The sequence below is a fragment of the Acinetobacter legionensis genome (assembly GCF_057165765.1).
Map to the genome: position 1 here is coordinate 2,500,758 of NZ_CM169896.1, position 17,619 is coordinate 2,518,376.

A 17,619-nucleotide genomic window follows, 5' to 3' on the forward strand; every position below is an offset into this window, starting at 1 on the left:
TATCATGTAAGAATAACAAATGAAATCTTCAGAAAAAACATTACGCGAACATAGTAAATTTCTAAGTTTAGTACTTCGACATCAACCAGAAACCATTGCAATCCAACTCGATTCTGAAGGCTGGACGGATGTACACATCCTTTTACAGCAAATGATCAAACACAGAAGACCACTTAAACTCGTAGAGTTGATTGAGGTCGTTGAAAGCAGTGATAAAAAACGCTTCCAACTTTCACCTGATCAAAACAAAATCCGCGCAGTACAAGGTCACTCTAGTGCTCAGGTTCAACGTGAGTATGTTGCTATTACGCCACCCGATACACTTTTTCATGGAACAGCAACTCGCTTTGTCGACAGTATTTTAGAAAAAGGCTTAATTTCAGGTGAACGTCATCACGTGCATTTATCTGCTGATTTAGTCACAGCCCAGAAAGTGGGACAACGACATGGCAAAGTCATCATTTTCATCCTAGACACCAAACAGATGCATCAAGATGGTTTCCAATTTTATTGTGCTGAAAATGGGGTTTGGTTGACTGAACAAGTGCCGATAAAATATTTAAAGTTATTCGAAAGCGAATCAAAAAAACTAATCCAGCGGTAAGGCTGTGGTCTGTTTAATCTTCTGTAAAGGGATTTCAGTTTTGACATTCTGGATCCCTGGAATTTTATTTAAATGATTAATTTGAAATTTACGATATGCCTCTAAATCAGAAACCACAATACGTAAGAAAAAATCACAATCTCCTGCCATAAGTTGACATTCAACAATTTCAGAAATATTCATAATGCTTTCGATAAATCGATTGACCGCTTGTTCATCCTGACTCTTTAACCAAATTCGTGCAAAGACTGTCAAACTAAGATCTACTTTGTGTGGATTGACCAATGCAACATATTGGTCAATGATCCCCTCATCCTCCAGTTGCTTTACTCGTCTTAAACAAGGTGAAGCGGATAAACCTATCTGTTCTGCCAATTCATTATTTTGTAGTTTTCCATTACGTTGTAATGCACACAGAATACGCCGATCTATCTGATCCAATTTCATAAAATTATTTCTAGTAGATAAAACCAAAAAATAACATATTCCAGCAATAATATTGCAAAAATTATTTTACAGGCAGCAATTTTAGCGAAATATAGCGAATCAACTGGCATAAAATAAAAATCATCTTGTTTTACCGACCATTGAGCGACTCATGTTAAGTTTTAAGAACGCTACGACTGAACTGACCTATTCAATTGAATTTAGAGAGTTTGTACGTGGGCTTAAAACCTCTATTCCAATGCTACTGGGTATTATCCCTTTTGCACTGGTTTTAGGAACGCAAGCAGCGCAAAAAGGATTTTCTGCCTTAGAAGTTCCATTGTTAACAGGACTCAATTTTGCTGGTGGTTCTGAGTTCGCCATTATTGAAGTCTGGACGCAGCCACCTCAATTGTTGTTTTTAATTCTGATCACTTTTCTGGTCAACAGCCGCCATATTTTAATGGGTGCAAGTTTAGCACCCTATATTCGACATTTGCCCAATCGTAAAGCCCTTCCATTATTATTTTTTATGTGTGATGAGAGTTGGGCCCTTAGCATTACGGATTCACACAAACAAAACCCTCGCAATCCCTATGCAGGATTTAGTGTGTTTTTTTATATCGGCCTTTGTTTTGCGTTATATGTTATGTGGGTGGTTTTTACCACTATGGGAGTCGGCATTGGTTCTTTCCTTGGTGATGTCACAAAGTTTGGTTTTGACATGGCATTCCCCGCAGTTTTTCTGGTGCTTTTACGCGGAATGTGGAAAGGCTTTAAACCCGCACTGCCTTGGTTGATTAGTCTGATTGCCGCTGCACTGGCCTATTATTATCTACCCAAAGGCTGGTATGTATTGATTGGTTCTATTTCAGGAATTATCGCTGCTTTTTTACTGATTGGAGATGAAGAATGATTCATATGACGACATTCATCGCCATTGTTTGTGTGGGATTAACAACCTACTTAACTCGAATTTTAGGCTATTTACTGTTAAAGAATAGACATCTCAGCAAAAGAACCACGCGAATTTTACAGGTTATCCCCGGCTGTGTTTTGATATCAGTGATTGCACCCTACTTTGTTACAGATCAACCAGCCAACTTGATTGCAATTATCATCACACTATTCGCAGCTTGTTATTTTTCATTATTACCCACTGTACTGATCAGTATCATTGCAACAGGGATTTTGAGATACTTTATGCTTTAAACGTTCTCAATAGCCTGTCACTCCTGACTTGATGCAATTCAAAACCTCAATTAAGGTTTTGAATTTTGCTGTAATATTTTAATTAATTCAGCATTTTGAAACTCAACTTGAGTCAAACGTGTTGAGGTATTGTCTAAAACTTCCTGCTGTACATGCATTTTTTTAGCCAAATCTTGCATAATTTGTAAGGTTTGTTTGAGATGTTGCTCTTGTGCATGGATCTGTTGCTCATGATTCTGCACATGCTTAAGCCATTCAAGGTTTTCTTTCTTTAACTTTCCCATTTGCCAAATCACAAACATCATGGCCAGATAAAGAATCACAATAACCAAATATATGAAAAACATCATTCCCCCCCAACAAAACATGTCAATCTTCGTCTTGATTAAACTCAAGTCATTAAAGTTATTTTTAAGTGATAAATATTAGATTAATAAAATGATTCACACAAATCTAACAAGCGATTTGCATAGCCCCATTCGTTATCATACCAAGCAAACACTTTCGCCTGTTGACCCACGACCATAGTTTGAGTCAGATCAACAATCAGTGAATAAGGTGAATGATTAAAGTCACTTGAAACCAATTGCTCATCTGTAACAGACATAATCTCAGCATAATCATATTTTGCTGCTTGAATTAAGGTTTGGTTAATTAAATGAGCTGTTACAGGCGCTTTAGCAATAAATGTTAAATCAATGGCGGCAACATTAATTGTTGGTACACGGATTGAAAAACCATCAATACGGTTTTCCATTTTGGGCATGACTTGTTTTAATGCACCCAAAGCAGAAGATGTAGTTGGAATAATATTTTGTCCTGAGGCACGTGCGCGGCGTAAATCTCGATGTGCATGATCCAGTACAGATTGATCTGCTGTGACCGCATGAATTTCAGTCATTAATGCGCTGTCAATTCCAAATGCATCATCAATAATTTTGACCAAAGGGACTAAAGCTTGTGTGGTACATGACACACCCGAAATAATTTGATCACTAGCTTTAACATCATGATGATTTACCCCATAAACAATGGCAGCATCAACAGTATCAAAAGGTGCAGCACCGATAATGACGCGTTTTGCACCAGCTGTTATATGTTGTGTTGCAGCGGCTCTTGAACGAAACAGCCCTGTACATTCTAAAACAACATCAATGTTAAGCGCTTCCCAAGGCAATAATTCAGGATTGGCTTGTCTTAAAATTTGAACTTTCTGTTTAATTTGCCGTGCGTCAATCAACATATAAAGCTGTCCATTTTCTTGAACGATATTCACCGCACCGTCAAAGCGACCATGTGTAGTATCATATTTAAATAAATGAACCAGCGTTTCAACATCTGCAATATCGTTAATGGCAACAATTTCAAAATGGAAGTTTTTCGGATTTTCAAACCAAGCGCGTAATACATTCCGTCCAATTCGCCCGAATCCGTTTATTGCCACACGTTGCATCAGTTGTCCTTTTACAGCCAAATTACCATAATCAGTTATATGGTATAAGATTTATGATCACTACTGTTAATATATAGCTGACTTTAGCAAGAAAAAATTCGAAAACAATAGAATTTAAAACATCATTGGCTAAAAAAATGTATTCATCTTTGCTCACAATGACATTTATGCGGCGCCTATTTTATTTTTGCTGTATTGCGATATGTATTTTTATATTTCTTCCTTTCAGTTATGCCCAACAGAAGAATATTCAAAATAATTATTCACGATGCAGCGAAACACAGACTCTGCAATTGATTGATAAACTTAAATTGATTTCCCCTGAACAGAGAGATACACGCTATCCAACATTTGAGCGCTGTATAAAGCTGGATCAAAATCGGCAATTGATCGCAATTAGTCAACCACTTCATATGCCGTCTGGGTATGCAGATTACGACTTAAATCTTTATTTGATTGACAACGCATCTGAAAAAATTCTAAATCACTATCATTATCCCATGAAGATTTCTTCAGATAACCATCAGTTTGAAAATTTAAAATTTGATATCAATCCTTACTCTAAAACTCCCCATACTCATGTTATTGGATTGGCCTTAACCTATGGGCATTTAGGTAGAATTGACTATACAATAAGTGAAATAAAGTTATTCAAAATCAGCAATCAACAAATGCAATTGGTTTTAGATAAATTTATGACGAATTACTCAGCTGGCGAAAGACCGTCTCTATGTGAAAATAATGCACAAACTGAGACTCAAATTTTACTTCACCCCTTAAAACAGAACAGTCATGGTTTAGCAGATATTCAATTAACGGAAAAAACAGAGCGTATAACACTTAACGAAAAAAACTGTAGTACCCAGCGTATTGTCAAAAAGCAACGCCATATCATGAAATTTGATGGGAAAAAATATCATTTTGAACATGTTAATTTTTTAGACTTTGGAATTTAATTGTATTTTGAACTTTTTAGAGATGAGCGCATGAAAACATTACAAATTGTATTGAACGCTGCACTGCTTTTGATTACTGGAAATAGTTTTGCAGCACCTTATCAAGCTTGTTCAGAACAATTACAAGATTCTTTAATTCAAAAATTTAAACTAACCAACCCAAGTTTTGCAAAGACTGAAGCTAAAACATATAAAAGCTGTATCAATTTGGACAGTACACAAAGAATTCAATTGGTTGCCATTAGCCAACCGATTAATTATAAATCTTATGATGATATGGAGCATGATCTAAATTTATATTTAATTGACTCTTCTCAGCATAAAATTCTGCAAAAGTATAAAGCCCCAGAAACTTTTTATTCAGATGCAGATCATTATGATGGAGCAAAACTCCACAACACAAGATTTTCAACCTTGCCGAATACAGATGTGATCGGCTTAGAGACCTCATCCTCACATGAAGGTGGTTTTACCTATAGCCATAATAATCTTGCTTTATTTAAAGTTAATCCTCGCCAACCAATTAAACAAGTTTTTGCGGGTATTGGAACAAATGATAGTGGCTATGAAAGAATTGGAAATTGTATAGGAAATAATACCAGTTCAGATGTAAGACGTATTTTAGTGCTTTCCAACAAAACCACACATGGTTTACAAGATATTGTATTAAAAGAAATCAAAGACCAAACGAAAACCAACTATCAGACATGCAAATCTGTAAAAAAACAATATAAACAACAACAGACCATTAAATTTAATGGTCAAGAATATAAATTACAGCATAATGATCTACTGGGAATTGACCCTTTTTAAGCAAGCTTAAATACGATAATGGTAAAGTGGCTAAGTTTTAAATTTATACAACCAAAATTTACTCCAGACGAAAGTTGAAAATGTATAGAAATACCAATAATTCACCTTAAAATCATTGGTGGACACTACATTTTCCGTTATACTTTGGCGTTTTTAAAAATAAGCCCGTGTGGTGACTGAGCGCAAAAATCAGACTCAGCAACGCACTTTTAGCCAATACGAAAATTAAGGAGTGACTTGGTTGTGAGTACTCGTTTTATGACAACTGCTGAAATACGTGAAGCATTTTTGCGCTACTTTGAATCGCAAGGACATACACGTGTCGCGTCAAGTTCACTTGTACCTGCCAATGACCCTACTCTGCTTTTTACCAACGCAGGGATGAACCAGTTTAAGGACTGTTTCCTTGGATTAGAAAAACGTGACTATGTTCGCGCAACGACGTCGCAAAAATGTGTCCGTGCAGGCGGTAAGCACAACGACTTAGATAATGTCGGTTATACAGCACGTCACCATACATTCTTTGAAATGTTAGGTAACTTCTCTTTTGGTGATTACTTTAAGCGTGACGCGATTCGTTTCGCTTGGGATTTCCTTACGGGTGAAGAATGGTTGGCACTACCTAAAGATAAATTATATGCCACTGTTTATCATACAGATGATGAAGCTTTTGACATTTGGAACAAGGAAATTGGCTTAGCTGCAGATCGTATTATCCGTATTGGTGACAATAAAGGCGAAAAATACGCTTCTGATAACTTTTGGGCAATGGGTGATACTGGTCCGTGTGGTCCTTGTTCTGAAATTTTCTTTGACCATGGCGATCATATTTGGGGTGGCTTACCGGGTACACCTGAGGAAGATGGTGACCGTTTCATTGAAATCTGGAACAACGTTTTCATGCAGTTTAACCGTACTGCTGATGGCGTACTGCATAATCTTCCTGCACCATCTGTAGATACAGGCATGGGCTTGGAACGTATTTCTGCTGTTTTACAGCATGTCAATTCAAACTATGAAATTGACCTGTTCCAAAATTTATTAAAATCTGCTGCTGAAATTATTGGTGTTGATACATCTGAAGCGGTTGCAACTGCACAAGCAAACAATAAACCAATTGAATACCCTGCTTCACTTAAAGTAGTTGCAGACCATGCCCGTTCATGTTGCTTCCTGATCGCAGATGGCGTTAATCCTTCAAATGAAGGTCGTGGTTATGTATTGCGTCGTATTATCCGTCGTGCAGTACGTCACGGTAATAAAATGGGCGCAACGGGTACATTCTTCTACAAAATGTTACAACCATTAATCGATGCCATGGGCACTGCTTATCCTGAGCTTGAACAACGTCGTAATGTGATTGAAGCTGCTTTGGTTCGTGAAGAAGAATTGTTTGCGAAAACGCTTGAACAAGGATTAAAACTGCTTGAAGGTGAATTAGCCAATCTTAAGGGTAAAACCATTCCAGGCGAAACAGTCTTTAAACTTTACGACACTTATGGCTTCCCTGCTGATTTAACTGCAGATATCGCACGTGAACGCGAACTGGAAATTGACGAAGCAGGTTTTGAAGTTGAAATGGCAGCACAACGCCAACGTGCACGTGATGCAGGCAAGTTTGCTGTTGACTATAACAGTATTGTGAAAGTAGATAGCGATACTCAATTTGATGGCTATGAAGCAACTCAAGGTCAAGGTCAAATTATTGCGATCTACAAAGATGGCGTACAAGTTGATGAAATTGCTGAAGGCGACGAAGCACTGATCGTATTGAACCAAACACCATTCTATGCAGAAAGCGGTGGTCAAATTGGTGATACAGGTGTGTTCAAAAACGATACGGGTATTTTTGAAGTTCAAGATACTAAAAAATCTGGCGGCGCGTTTGTCCACCAAGGCATCGTGACAATGGGAAGCTTAAAAGCGACTCAAAATGTTGAAGCAATTGTAAAAGCCGATCTTCGTGAAGCTACTGCACGCAACCACTCTGCAACTCACCTTTTACATGCCGCTTTACGTCAAGTATTGGGCGAGCACGTACAACAAAAAGGTTCGTTGGTCGCTTCTGACATTTTACGTTTTGATTTTGCCAATGACCAACCTGTGACATTTGAACAAATTCAACAGGTTGAACGTATTGTAAACCGTGAAGTGATTGCAAACACCGCCGTTTCTACTGAACTTTTAGACATCGATGCCGCTAAAGAAAAAGGCGCAATGATGTTGTTCGGTGAAAAATATGGTGATGAAGTTCGTGTACTTTCTATGGGCTCAATCAAAGATGAGAAAAATTTCTCTATCGAACTTTGTGGTGGTATCCATGTTAAACGCACTGGCGATATTGGTCTGTTTAAAATCACCTCTGAAAGTGGTGTTGCAGCAGGTGTTCGTCGTATTGAAGCTGTCACAGGTACCAAAGCGCTTGAAATTGTTCAAAAATTTGATGCAGACATTTTGCATATCAATGACTTATTAAAAGCACAGAAAGATCAAACAGTTGAAAAAGTTCAATCAACTCTAGAAACAGCACATCAATTGCAAAAACATATCGAGCAATTGAATCAAAAATTGGCGAACTTCCAAGCCTCTGATTTAATCAATCAAGTGACAGAAATTTCAGGTCGCCAAACACTTATTGCCACAGTTCAGGGACAAGATGCGAAGTCTGTTCGCCATCTTCATGACAGTGTCAAATCAAAATTAGATAATGCAGTGATTGTGCTTGCAGCTGTAGAGGGTGAAAAAGTTAGCCTTATCGCTTCTGTAGCTAAAGATTTTACTGCAAATCTAAAAGCGGGTGACATCATCAAACACTTAGCTACTGAGTTGGGTGGTAAAGGTGGTGGTAAACCTGACTTAGCACAAGGTGGCGCGCCACTAAACGAGAAGTTTGAACAAGTAATGGCAGATTTAACTGCTTGGCTTGCTCAAAAATAATACTTCACCTTTTGTGTAACTGACCCTAATGCCGATTAGGGTCATGGCTTATATGGAACAACTATGGCATTAATCGTTCAAAAATATGGCGGTACTTCTATGGGTACTCCCGAGCGCATTTTAAATGTTGCTCGTCGTGTAAAGCGTTGGCATGACCACGGCCACAAGGTCGTAGTGGTTGTATCCGCAATGAGTGGTGAAACAAACCGCTTATTGGCTTTAGCGAAAGCCATTACCGAAACCCCTGATCCTCGTGAACTAGACCAAATGGTTTCTACGGGTGAACAGGTAACGATTTCAATGTTAGCAATGGCGCTCAATTCAATTGATGTTGAAGCTAAGTCACTCACAGGTCGCCAAGTTGGTATCAAAACTGACAGCGCGTTTACCAAAGCCCGTATCGAATCTATTGATACAGATGTGATGACAAATCATTTGGATGCAGGTCGTGTCATTGTTGTTGCAGGCTTCCAAGGTTTCGACATTGATGGTAATACAACAACTTTAGGCCGTGGCGGTTCTGATACTTCTGGTGTTGCACTTGCTGCGGCATTAAAAGCAGATGAATGTCAGATTTACACAGATGTGGATGGGGTTTATACCACTGATCCTCGTGTTGCACCTAAAGCGAAAAAAGTTGATCGTATTTCATTTGAAGAAATGCTTGAAATGGCATCTCTCGGTTCTAAAGTATTGCAGATTCGTTCTGTTGAATTTGCAGGAAAATACCAAGTGCCTTTACGCGTATTATCAAGTTTTGATAATGACAATGATGGCGCATTCGACGAAGATTTCAAAAACAATGTCGGAACACTAATCACTACTGAAGCGGAAGACAATATGGAACAGCCAATTATTTCTGGTATCGCATTTAACCGTGACGAAGCTAAATTAACAATTTTAGGTGTACCTGATGAACCAGGTATTGCGTCTAAAATCTTATCACCTATTGGTTCTGCAAACGTTGAAGTGGATATGATCATCCAAAACGTTGAAGAAGACGGTACTACTGACTTTACCTTTACAGTGAATCGTAGTGAGCTTAAAAAAGCCAAAGCAATCTTAGAAGAAACTGCTACAGCGATTGGTGCACGTGAAGTTGCTACACGTGATGATATTGTCAAAGTTTCGATTGTCGGTGTAGGTATGCGTTCTCATGCAGGTGTTGCAAGTAAAATGTTTACTGCACTTGCAGATGAAGGTATCAATATCTTAATGATCTCAACTTCGGAAATTAAAATTTCTGTGATTATTGAAGAAAATTACTTAGAACTTGCTGTTCGTTCACTACACACAGCTTTCGGTTTAGATCGTGAACATGGCGAATCGAGTGCGCGTGCGTAATTTTTGATCAAATATAGCAACTTATTCGCTGTTTTGACCAAGAAAAAATCAGAGCCACTATAGTGTTTTCTATAGTGGCTCTGTTATATTAGTTTTGAGGTTTTAGAGAAATTTCAATAGAGCTATGTGAAAATGAAAAACTTGTCACATTATTCTGTTAAAATTATCGGTGCTATTTAAAGTTGTGTTTTCTATTTTTTAGAAATTCATCGCAGGTTTAGCGTTTAAGCAAGGAGATAAACATGCTGATTCTGACCCGCCGTGTCGGAGAAACTTTGATGATTGGGGATCAAGTCAGTGTTACTGTGCTTGGTGTTAAAGGCAACCAAGTTCGTATTGGTGTAAATGCCCCCAAAGAAGTTTCTGTACATCGCGAAGAAATTTATCAACGTATTCAACATGAGCGTGCTATGCACGAGCATTTGCAACATATTGATCAAGATTATCAACCTTCTTTTGAAGATGATAATTCGCAAAACACCTATAATCGTTAAGATTATAGTGGTTTTGGAAACTAAAGCGGCTTTTAAGCCGCTTTAAATTTTTATTGATCAGTAAAAAACATCATCCGTTTTATTCAAGACCCAGTGCTTTTTTGACTGGCGAATAGCTACGGCGATGCTGATCAATCACCCCATGCGCAGCAATGGCTTCAAAGTGTGCTTTGGTTGGATAGCCTTTATGTTTTGCAAAACCAAATTGTGGATATTGCTTGTCTAACTCAACCATTTCATGATCACGTGTTACTTTGGCTAAAATACTTGCCGCACTGATCTCAGCATGTAGAGCATCCCCTCCTACGACCGCATCACAGCTCATGCTTAAGCCTTTAGGAACTTTATTTCCATCCACAAGCACATGTTCAGGTATGGTTTTAAGGGTCTCTACTGCACGTCTCATTGCCAATAATGAAGCTTGCAAGATATTCAGCTCATCAATTTCTTGATGTGTTGCTTCAGCAATTGCCCAAGCAATCGCTTTTTCTTGAATTTCAACAAACAACTTTTCACGTTTTTTTTCAGTTAATTTTTTAGAGTCATTTAACCCTTGAATTGGATTGTTTGGATCTAAAATAACAGCAGCTGCAACCACAGAGCCAACCAAAGGACCTCGTCCTGCTTCATCTACACCAGCAACTAACATTTTCTTTCCTATCATAAAAGAAGCTCAATAGATTTTATCTGAGTTCTTACATCATCACCTTGAGATGATGACAGATTTTAGACCTTTTTCTTTCTACATAAATTCAATGGACTGAGCAAAATTTAAAATACTTTGCTTAGAGTGAATGACTTAATTTTAAGAAAAGAGCATCAACCCTAAGACCATGAATTTATTAAAATACAAAAATCTATATCAATAAATTCATATATCTTTGGTTTTAATGCAATTATTTCATTGCTTCAGCAACGCATGCATTGATTGTTTTTGTCACAACGTTTGAAACAATCGTTGCACGTGCTTGAGGGTCTAAAGCAGCCGTTGCCAAATCTACAGTATTGACACTTTGTGGTGCTTTTTCACTGACACAACCACAAATTTCACTTTGTACATTGTTTTTCTGATCTGTAGTCATGACTTTTGTTGCAGTCTTCCAAGCAGGTAAATTATTCAGTTCAGTTGTACATTTCGCATTTATCGCGATTTTAAGCGCAACACCCCCTAACTGCTGAGTTGTTGACGCTGCTGCAGCACCTGTTGGGTCATTGGTCGCGCAAGCCGTTAGAGCTAAAGCGATTGAAGCAAGCAAGACAACACGATTTTTCACAATTTTTTCCTTTTTATGAGATAAAGCTAGGGTATTTTGCCTAAACTTATACTTGTATTAAACTAATTATTTCAATAATCAACTCATTAGATGCTAAATGGATAAATATTTCACAATTATTGCTTTAAGCGTTGCAAATTTAAAACAATACGTTGAGTTTTTAGAAATGATTTCTTTAAATAAAATCCATATCATAAGCACTAAATTAAACTGGAATCTGTGTCATGCAACAAAAATCACAATACTATACAAGGACAGCACAATGGTTGCATTGGATTATGGCAATCATCTTTATTACCGCTTGGGTCATTGGTTTTTATAGTGGCAATTTTTTAAGCTATGATGTCGATGGGCCGTTTAAAGGTGATGTCATCACCTTACATAAAAATATTGCATCGGTAATTATCTTTTTAGTCATTATCCGTATCTTTTGGCGATATACCCACCCTGTGCCTGAACTACCTGAAACAATGTCACCATTAATGAAAACTTTGGCTCATTTAGGACATTTAGGTTTATATTTCATGTTATTGGCATTGCCAATCACTGGATGTTTATTTAGCTGGAGTGCTGGTCATCCCGTGCCTGTACTGTACTTATTTGAGATTCCAAGACTTGTACAAGATAATCCCGATTTAACAGCGATTGTGAAACCTTTACATATTTATATTTCATGGGCTGCTGGCCTACTTCTTGTCGGACATGTTCTCGCTGCGCTCAAACATCACTTTATTGATAAAGACAATGTGTTGAAAAGTATGACACGACAAGGCTAGTCAAATACAAATTAAAAGCACATCAAACGGTGTGCTTTTTTATATTTTTATTATGTTTTAAATTCTAGATCTTTACTTTAATGCTTCTTTTGCACAACCTTTTAAACTATTTATCACCGCCTGTTGAATCAGCTTATTTTTTGTAGCTTCATTAAAAGTTGCCATAACCAGCTGTTTAGCAGGGATATCATTGAAAGCATTCTCACTGACACAGCCACAAACTTTTTGCTGTGCATGTTGCTGCTGTGTAGCAGTCCATAAAAATGAAGATGCTTGCCAAATTTTTGAAGCTTTCAATTCACTGGCGCACTGCTGTTCGATTAATGGTTTTAACATCTTATGCGTAATCGTTTCTGTACTTGAGTCTGCACATGCAACAGTCACAGGTAAAATAATGAATAAGGTTAAACTTGTTGTTAAAAATTTCATTCTATTTTCCTTATGAAAAAAAGCAGTGTTCACACACTGCTTTTATAGGCTTAAAGAATATAGCTTGATTTAAGCCAATTGATCAATTTGATTGTTCCATTTTTGCTTTTCTTCATTTGAAATAAATGACGCTTCAAATGAATTTTTTGCCAATTGCTTTAACTCTGTATTGGAAAGATCTAGTGCTTCAGCAATCGAAATAAAATTATCATTCATATAGCCACCGAAATAAGATGGGTCATCTGAATTAACAGTCACATGCACTCCTTTTTGCAATAAACGATGAATATTATGTTGTGCCATATTATCCACCACACACAATTTTAAATTGCTCAGTGGGCAAACAGTCAAAGGCATCTTTTCTGCAATTAAACGTTGCATCAGGGCTGGGTCTTCTTCTGAACGTACCCCGTGATCAATACGGTTTACTTTTAATAAATCTAAAGCTTCCCATACATATTCAGCAGGACCTTCTTCTCCCGCATGCGCAACCACCAAGAAACCCTCTTTACGTGCTTGAGCAAAAACTCGTTCAAACTTAGCTGGTGGATGTCCAACTTCGCTTGAATCTAAGCCTACAGCAATAATTTGATCTTTATAAGGCAAGGCTTGCTTTAATGTTTCAAATGCTGCTTCTTCACTTAAGTGACGTAGGAAACACATGATTAAATGAGAGCTTATACCCAACTTTGTTTGGGCATCATCACACGCGCGCTGTAAACCATTGATTACCGTTTCAAATGCTACACCACGGTCGGTATGTGTTTGCGGATCAAAGAACATTTCAGTATGTACAACTTTATCTTCTGCACATTTTTCAAAATATGCCCAAGCTAAATCATAAAAGTCTTGTTCATTGATCAGTACATTTGCACCTGCATAATAAATATCAAGGAAAGACTGTAGGTTATGAAAGTTATATGCTTGTTTGACTTCTTCTACAGATTTATACGGGATATCAATTTGATTACGTTGAGCTATCGCAAACATCAGCTCAGGCTCAAACGTGCCTTCGATATGTACATGGAGTTCTGCCTTAGGTAAGGCACGAATAAGTTCTAATCTATTCACGTTTTTCCTCAAACTTATTAAATTAAATTTCAATCATCCAAATCGCTTGGATTCATTTCAATCTGATTAAAACAAAAAAGGGTGCAAACTTGAGTTTACACCCTTTCCTTATTTAAATTTATTAACCACCAAATGCAACGAATTTAATCACCCAGAGCACAGCAATGATCCAAACCATATATGGAACAGTTTTTGCTTTACCTGTAAATAATTTAACCAATGCATAACTGATAAAGCCCATTGCAATACCGTCTGCAATTGAATAAGCAAATGGCATAAATACAATGGTTAAAAATGCTGGAACTGCTTCAGTAATATCATCCCATTCAATATTGATGATGCCTTGAATCATCAACACCCCAACAAATAATAATGCTGGAGCGGTCGCAAATCCAGGAACAGATTGAGCCAGTGGTGCTAAAAATAAACACGCTAGAAATAAAATACCGACAACAACTGCAGTTAAACCTGTACGACCGCCTGCAGCAACACCCGCAGATGACTCAATATAAGGTGTTGTTGATGATGTACCCAAAGCAGCACCAGCAACAATTGCTGTTGAATCAGCAAACAGCGCTTTTTTCAAACGTGGTAATTTACCATCTTTCAATAAACCCGCACGATGTGAAACCCCGACCAATGTTCCGGTTGAGTCAAATAAATCAACCAAGAAGAATACGAAAATCACGCCTACCAAACTTACTGTAAATAAGTTTTCAAAATTCATTTGCATGAAAGTCGGTGCAATAGAAGGAATCGAACCAACAACTCCTTTAAATTCGTTTAAGCCTAAAGCTGTTGCAATACCAGTGATCGCTAAAATACTGATAATAATTGCGCCACGAATTTTATAGTGGTGCATAATCACAATCAGGAAAAAACCCAATAAAGTCAGTAAAACTGTAGGTTGCTTTAAATCACCCAAACCCACCAAAGTTGCTTGATTTGCAACAATAATGCCTGAATTTTTCAATGCAACCAGTGCAAGGAATAATCCAATACCACCACCGATTGCAAATTTCAATGACATTGGAATTGCATTGACAATGGCTTCACGAATTTTAAACATGCTAATTGCGATGAAAACGAGTCCGGAAACAAATACAGCAGCCAAAGCGGTTTGCCATTCAACGCCCATACCTAAACAAACGGAATAAGTAAAATAAGCATTCAGCCCCATACCCGGTGCAAGTGCAATCGGATAGTTTGCAACCACCCCCATGACCAAACAACCAATCGCAGCGGCCAAACACGTTGCCACAAATACGGCGCCATGATCCATACCTGTTTCTGAAAGAATCAATGGGTTAACAATAATGATGTAACACATCGTTAAAAATGTCGTTAAACCTGCCAGTATTTCGGTTCTAAACGTTGTTTTATTTTCGCTCAGTTTAAATAAGCGTTCGAGCAAACCCGCTGAAGGATTTGGATTCGTCATTGTTGAGCCCCTGTTAAGTTTGAGCTATTCGTTGATAAAATCGAGTTCATTTAAAAAAATGCTAAATGCCTTCAATTTAGGCCATAATTCAGCATTCAATAAACATACCAAAATGACATTTCCGATAAAAAACTTGAATTAAAAAAGCTGCAGATTAGCAGCTTTCATTTTCTAGAAGGTTTAACGGTCGTTATCGATTACATATTACAAATTATAACATACAGTTTAAATAATTTTATCAATCTGACTCTTTTAGTCATCCAATTCATGTGAACTCAGAAGTTTAGTGCTTTAAGGATATACAGCACATAAATCAAATCACGGTATTACTTACTTTTAGATGATTGTGATTATTAGGATTAGACTCAATTTTCCGAATGGTTAAATTCGCATCTTTAATAATATTTTGCATTTCTTCATATTTTCTTTGTTGAGAATCCACATAAGAGAAATAGCCTAGAAATATCACACTACTTAACACGAAAAAAGTTACAAGCTTTACCATTTCAAAATCAGATCGAGGTATAAATTCCCACAATTATACACATAAATGTGACATAAATAACATTTTAACAATAAAATTGTTTAATTAATCACTAATCTAAACTTGCACTTTCATAGTGCATACAAAACGTTGAATTGAGTCATACATATAAAGTACTGCTAATTATCAAAATTGTGATTTAAAACATCGAATTAAATAACAATATGAAAAAACACAATAGCCCTATTCGGTGCACTCGCTAGCTAAAATATTGTTTTAGCAAAATACGCATTGTTCTCACATGAAGCACAGCAACCTTTTTATAAAATGATCATTCTCATTGCTTAAATCGAATTCAATAATAATCTTTGAAAGCATAAAATAGTCACCAATAAGGGTTTTCACACTTTAGATTACACACCTTAAAAATAACATAAGATATTGAATTAATTAAATTTAAGTTATAAACCCAGTGGTTTAATTGCTTTTTAGAACCTTAACTTATATTACCACCTAAGGCGGCAATCAGTTGAGCTGTGTTTTTTAACTGTAATTGCTTAAGTTGTAAAGTTGCCTGTTCTGCCTGTAATCTTAAATTCTGTGCAGTGATGACTTCTAAATAGCTGACTAAGCCTGCATTATAACGTCGAGTCACGACTTGTTCATTTTCCAAAGCAATCTTAAACAATTCAAATTGTTCAGATTGTTGTTGTTTAAAACTGGATGACTGAATAAGTGCGTCCTCTACCTCTTTCCAACCCGTTAAAACAGCCTGTCTATAAGCCGCTGCTTTTTCAGTATAACTCGCTTGTGCTTGTGCAATCTCAGCCTTACGTTTTCCACCATCAAATATCAATGCCGTTGTTTGTAATCCAGTCGACCACAAGTACTGTGGTGCTTGAAACAGTTGACTCAATACGAGACTATTTAATTCACCCGTTAGGCCAATACTGAGATCGGGTAACCATGCTGTTTGAGCCAAGCCCAATTGGGCATGTGTTGCAGCCAATTCACGTTCAGCACGTATCACATCAGGACGCTGGATAAGCATCCGACTTGGTAGCTGACTTGGTAATATTGGAACTTGAAAGTACTGTTTTTGTTTGGGCAATTGAAATTGAGCAACCGTTTTACCTTGTACCACAGCTAAAATATTTTCTTGTAAATCACGTTCTCGTTGGGTTTCTATCTGCTGGATTTGCACTTGCTTGAGTTGTGTTTCAGCCTGTATCACATCCGCTCGCGCGCTCATCCCGGCAACATATTGGTTATTTAAAATTTTGACGGAACGTTGATAGCTGTGTTGAGTTTGTTGTAAAACATCCAACTGCGCATCCAGTACTCGGATATTCCAATAGGTTTCTGTGCCCAATAATTGCTGATTAAGTTTAACTGCGGCTAAGTCAGCCTGTGAAGCATCTAAATTTGCTTGTTGCCCTTCAATCGCTTTGGCGACTCTGCCCCATAAATCAGGAATCCAACTGACTTGAACACCCGCCGTAAATCGGTTGCTTGGTGTACTACCCATTGTTCCACTACGTTGTGCAGAACCATTTAACTTTAAACTTGGCAAACGGTTTGCGTGTTGCTGCTCAAGTAAGGCATTGGCTTGTTGATATCGTGCTTCTGCCTGTTTCAGACTCAAATTTTCTTGATTCAATTGTTGCATCAATTGACTGAGAATAGGATCTTGAAAGATTTCCCACCAAGTGTTGGCATTGACTTCTATGTTTGAGGTTTTTTTCCAATTTAAAACAGCATATTTATAATGATCATCCGTTTGAAGGATAGGCACTTTATATTCAGGCGGATGCAACACAACAGTAGAATTGCATGCAGTTAACATCAATAGAACACTAAGGCACATGACATTTTTAACGATTAAACTCTGCATTATATTTTCCT

The 17,619-nt window shown here is 37.4% G+C and carries 18 protein-coding genes; 9 read left to right on the forward strand and 9 right to left on the reverse strand.

Annotated features, from left to right (window positions below):
• The first annotated feature begins 19 nt into the window (after positions 1 to 19).
• Positions 20 to 604 carry an RNA 2'-phosphotransferase gene (locus tag AC2G3J_RS11555; RefSeq protein ID WP_105712858.1) on the forward strand — a complete coding sequence of 195 codons (585 nt, stop codon included), beginning with the start codon at positions 20 to 22 and terminating at the stop codon, positions 602 to 604.
• Here the strand turns inward: AC2G3J_RS11555 and AC2G3J_RS11560 are convergent.
• Positions 590 to 1,045, reverse strand: a complete 456-nt coding sequence (locus AC2G3J_RS11560; RefSeq protein ID WP_034614550.1) for an Lrp/AsnC family transcriptional regulator — start codon at positions 1,043 to 1,045, stop codon at positions 590 to 592. The two genes, AC2G3J_RS11555 and AC2G3J_RS11560, sit on opposite strands and share 15 nt — an antisense overlap.
• Before the next feature lie 157 nt (positions 1,046 to 1,202).
• Here AC2G3J_RS11560 and AC2G3J_RS11565 point away from each other — a divergent pair, with 157 nt between their 5' ends.
• Both AC2G3J_RS11565 and AC2G3J_RS11570 read left to right on the forward strand, forming a co-directional pair.
• The gene (locus AC2G3J_RS11565) at positions 1,203 to 1,946 is read left to right on the forward strand and encodes an AzlC family ABC transporter permease (RefSeq protein ID WP_004721160.1); all 744 of its coding nucleotides are present in this window, start codon (positions 1,203 to 1,205) and stop codon (positions 1,944 to 1,946) included.
• Positions 1,943 to 2,242 (forward strand): branched-chain amino acid transport AzlD family protein, encoded by a 300-nt coding sequence (locus tag AC2G3J_RS11570; protein ID WP_262085811.1) that lies wholly within the window; start codon positions 1,943 to 1,945, stop codon positions 2,240 to 2,242. The genes AC2G3J_RS11565 and AC2G3J_RS11570 overlap by 4 nt, the downstream gene beginning before the upstream one ends.
• A 50-nt stretch (positions 2,243 to 2,292) precedes the next feature.
• On the opposite strand, the gene AC2G3J_RS11575 is transcribed toward AC2G3J_RS11570, so the two are convergent.
• Both AC2G3J_RS11575 and AC2G3J_RS11580 read right to left on the reverse strand, forming a co-directional pair.
• Complete coding sequence (locus AC2G3J_RS11575) at positions 2,293 to 2,589, reverse strand: hypothetical protein (protein WP_004721164.1); 297 nt, start codon at positions 2,587 to 2,589, stop codon at positions 2,293 to 2,295.
• An 83-nt stretch (positions 2,590 to 2,672) separates the two neighbouring features.
• Positions 2,673 to 3,695: a type I glyceraldehyde-3-phosphate dehydrogenase gene (locus AC2G3J_RS11580; protein WP_333666862.1), complete on the reverse strand. Its 1,023-nt coding sequence runs from the start codon at positions 3,693 to 3,695 to the stop codon at positions 2,673 to 2,675.
• A gap of 413 nt (positions 3,696 to 4,108) precedes the next feature.
• Here AC2G3J_RS11580 and AC2G3J_RS11585 point away from each other — a divergent pair, with 413 nt between their 5' ends.
• The 5 genes from AC2G3J_RS11585 (at position 4,109) to csrA (ending at position 10,239) form a co-directional block, all read left to right on the forward strand.
• Positions 4,109 to 4,651: a PA3715 family protein gene (locus AC2G3J_RS11585; RefSeq protein ID WP_483771075.1), complete on the forward strand. Its 543-nt coding sequence runs from the start codon at positions 4,109 to 4,111 to the stop codon at positions 4,649 to 4,651.
• A 30-nt stretch (positions 4,652 to 4,681) separates the two neighbouring features.
• Positions 4,682 to 5,464, forward strand: coding sequence for a PA3715 family protein (locus AC2G3J_RS11590; protein ID WP_336953140.1), 783 nt, complete (start codon positions 4,682 to 4,684; stop codon positions 5,462 to 5,464).
• 243 nt (positions 5,465 to 5,707) lie between these two features.
• Entirely contained in the window at positions 5,708 to 8,401 is a 2,694-nt protein-coding gene (gene alaS, locus AC2G3J_RS11595) for an alanine--tRNA ligase (RefSeq protein WP_336953141.1), read from the forward strand.
• A gap of 63 nt (positions 8,402 to 8,464) precedes the next feature.
• On the forward strand, positions 8,465 to 9,745 hold the full coding sequence (locus tag AC2G3J_RS11600; protein WP_483770001.1) for an aspartate kinase: 1,281 nt from the start codon (positions 8,465 to 8,467) through the stop codon (positions 9,743 to 9,745).
• Positions 9,746 to 9,987: 242 nt separating this feature from the next.
• Entirely contained in the window at positions 9,988 to 10,239 is a 252-nt protein-coding gene (gene csrA, locus AC2G3J_RS11605) for a carbon storage regulator CsrA (RefSeq protein WP_004721174.1), read from the forward strand.
• Between the two features lie 79 nt (positions 10,240 to 10,318).
• On the opposite strand, the gene rnhB is transcribed toward csrA, so the two are convergent.
• Positions 10,319 to 10,888, reverse strand: coding sequence for a ribonuclease HII (gene rnhB / locus AC2G3J_RS11610; protein ID WP_483771076.1), 570 nt, complete (start codon positions 10,886 to 10,888; stop codon positions 10,319 to 10,321).
• Between the two features lie 247 nt (positions 10,889 to 11,135).
• A complete protein-coding gene (locus AC2G3J_RS11615) occupies positions 11,136 to 11,513 on the reverse strand; it encodes a hypothetical protein (protein ID WP_483770002.1) in 378 nt (125 codons plus the stop codon).
• 224 nt (positions 11,514 to 11,737) lie between these two features.
• Here AC2G3J_RS11615 and AC2G3J_RS11620 point away from each other — a divergent pair, with 224 nt between their 5' ends.
• The gene (locus tag AC2G3J_RS11620) at positions 11,738 to 12,289 is read left to right on the forward strand and encodes a cytochrome b (RefSeq protein ID WP_419330206.1); all 552 of its coding nucleotides are present in this window, start codon (positions 11,738 to 11,740) and stop codon (positions 12,287 to 12,289) included.
• Positions 12,290 to 12,361: 72 nt separating this feature from the next.
• Here AC2G3J_RS11620 and AC2G3J_RS11625 read toward each other — a convergent pair whose 3' ends face one another.
• The 4 genes from AC2G3J_RS11625 to AC2G3J_RS11640 form a co-directional block, all read right to left on the reverse strand.
• Complete coding sequence (locus AC2G3J_RS11625) at positions 12,362 to 12,718, reverse strand: hypothetical protein (protein WP_483770003.1); 357 nt, start codon at positions 12,716 to 12,718, stop codon at positions 12,362 to 12,364.
• Between the two features lie 69 nt (positions 12,719 to 12,787).
• Positions 12,788 to 13,789, reverse strand: a complete 1,002-nt coding sequence (locus AC2G3J_RS11630; protein ID WP_336953147.1) for an adenosine deaminase — start codon at positions 13,787 to 13,789, stop codon at positions 12,788 to 12,790.
• A gap of 121 nt (positions 13,790 to 13,910) precedes the next feature.
• Positions 13,911 to 15,230 (reverse strand): NCS2 family permease, encoded by a 1,320-nt coding sequence (locus tag AC2G3J_RS11635; RefSeq protein WP_004721188.1) that lies wholly within the window; start codon positions 15,228 to 15,230, stop codon positions 13,911 to 13,913.
• 980 nt (positions 15,231 to 16,210) lie between these two features.
• Positions 16,211 to 17,608, reverse strand: coding sequence for an efflux transporter outer membrane subunit (locus AC2G3J_RS11640; protein ID WP_483770004.1), 1,398 nt, complete (start codon positions 17,606 to 17,608; stop codon positions 16,211 to 16,213).
• Positions 17,609 to 17,619: the final 11 nt, after the last annotated feature.

Excerpts from the sequence above, each read along its gene's own strand:
- rnhB (WP_483771076.1), bottom strand. The coding sequence starts at position 10,888 with ATGTTAGTTGCTGGTGTAGATGAAGCAGGACGAGGTCCTTTGGTTGGC.
- csrA (WP_004721174.1), top strand. The coding sequence starts at position 9,988 with ATGCTGATTCTGACCCGCCGTGTCGGAGAAACTTTGATGATTGGGGAT.
- AC2G3J_RS11565 (WP_004721160.1), top strand. The coding sequence starts at position 1,203 with ATGTTAAGTTTTAAGAACGCTACGACTGAACTGACCTATTCAATTGAA.
- AC2G3J_RS11580 (WP_333666862.1), bottom strand. The coding sequence starts at position 3,695 with ATGCAACGTGTGGCAATAAACGGATTCGGGCGAATTGGACGGAATGTA.
- AC2G3J_RS11555 (WP_105712858.1), top strand. The coding sequence starts at position 20 with ATGAAATCTTCAGAAAAAACATTACGCGAACATAGTAAATTTCTAAGT.
- AC2G3J_RS11635 (WP_004721188.1), bottom strand. The coding sequence starts at position 15,230 with ATGACGAATCCAAATCCTTCAGCGGGTTTGCTCGAACGCTTATTTAAA.
- AC2G3J_RS11575 (WP_004721164.1), bottom strand. The coding sequence starts at position 2,589 with ATGTTTTTCATATATTTGGTTATTGTGATTCTTTATCTGGCCATGATG.
- AC2G3J_RS11600 (WP_483770001.1), top strand. The coding sequence starts at position 8,465 with ATGGCATTAATCGTTCAAAAATATGGCGGTACTTCTATGGGTACTCCC.
- AC2G3J_RS11640 (WP_483770004.1), bottom strand. The coding sequence starts at position 17,608 with ATGCAGAGTTTAATCGTTAAAAATGTCATGTGCCTTAGTGTTCTATTG.
- AC2G3J_RS11570 (WP_262085811.1), top strand. The coding sequence starts at position 1,943 with ATGATTCATATGACGACATTCATCGCCATTGTTTGTGTGGGATTAACA.
- AC2G3J_RS11590 (WP_336953140.1), top strand. The coding sequence starts at position 4,682 with ATGAAAACATTACAAATTGTATTGAACGCTGCACTGCTTTTGATTACT.
- AC2G3J_RS11625 (WP_483770003.1), bottom strand. The coding sequence starts at position 12,718 with ATGAAATTTTTAACAACAAGTTTAACCTTATTCATTATTTTACCTGTG.
- AC2G3J_RS11620 (WP_419330206.1), top strand. The coding sequence starts at position 11,738 with ATGCAACAAAAATCACAATACTATACAAGGACAGCACAATGGTTGCAT.
- AC2G3J_RS11585 (WP_483771075.1), top strand. The coding sequence starts at position 4,109 with ATGCCGTCTGGGTATGCAGATTACGACTTAAATCTTTATTTGATTGAC.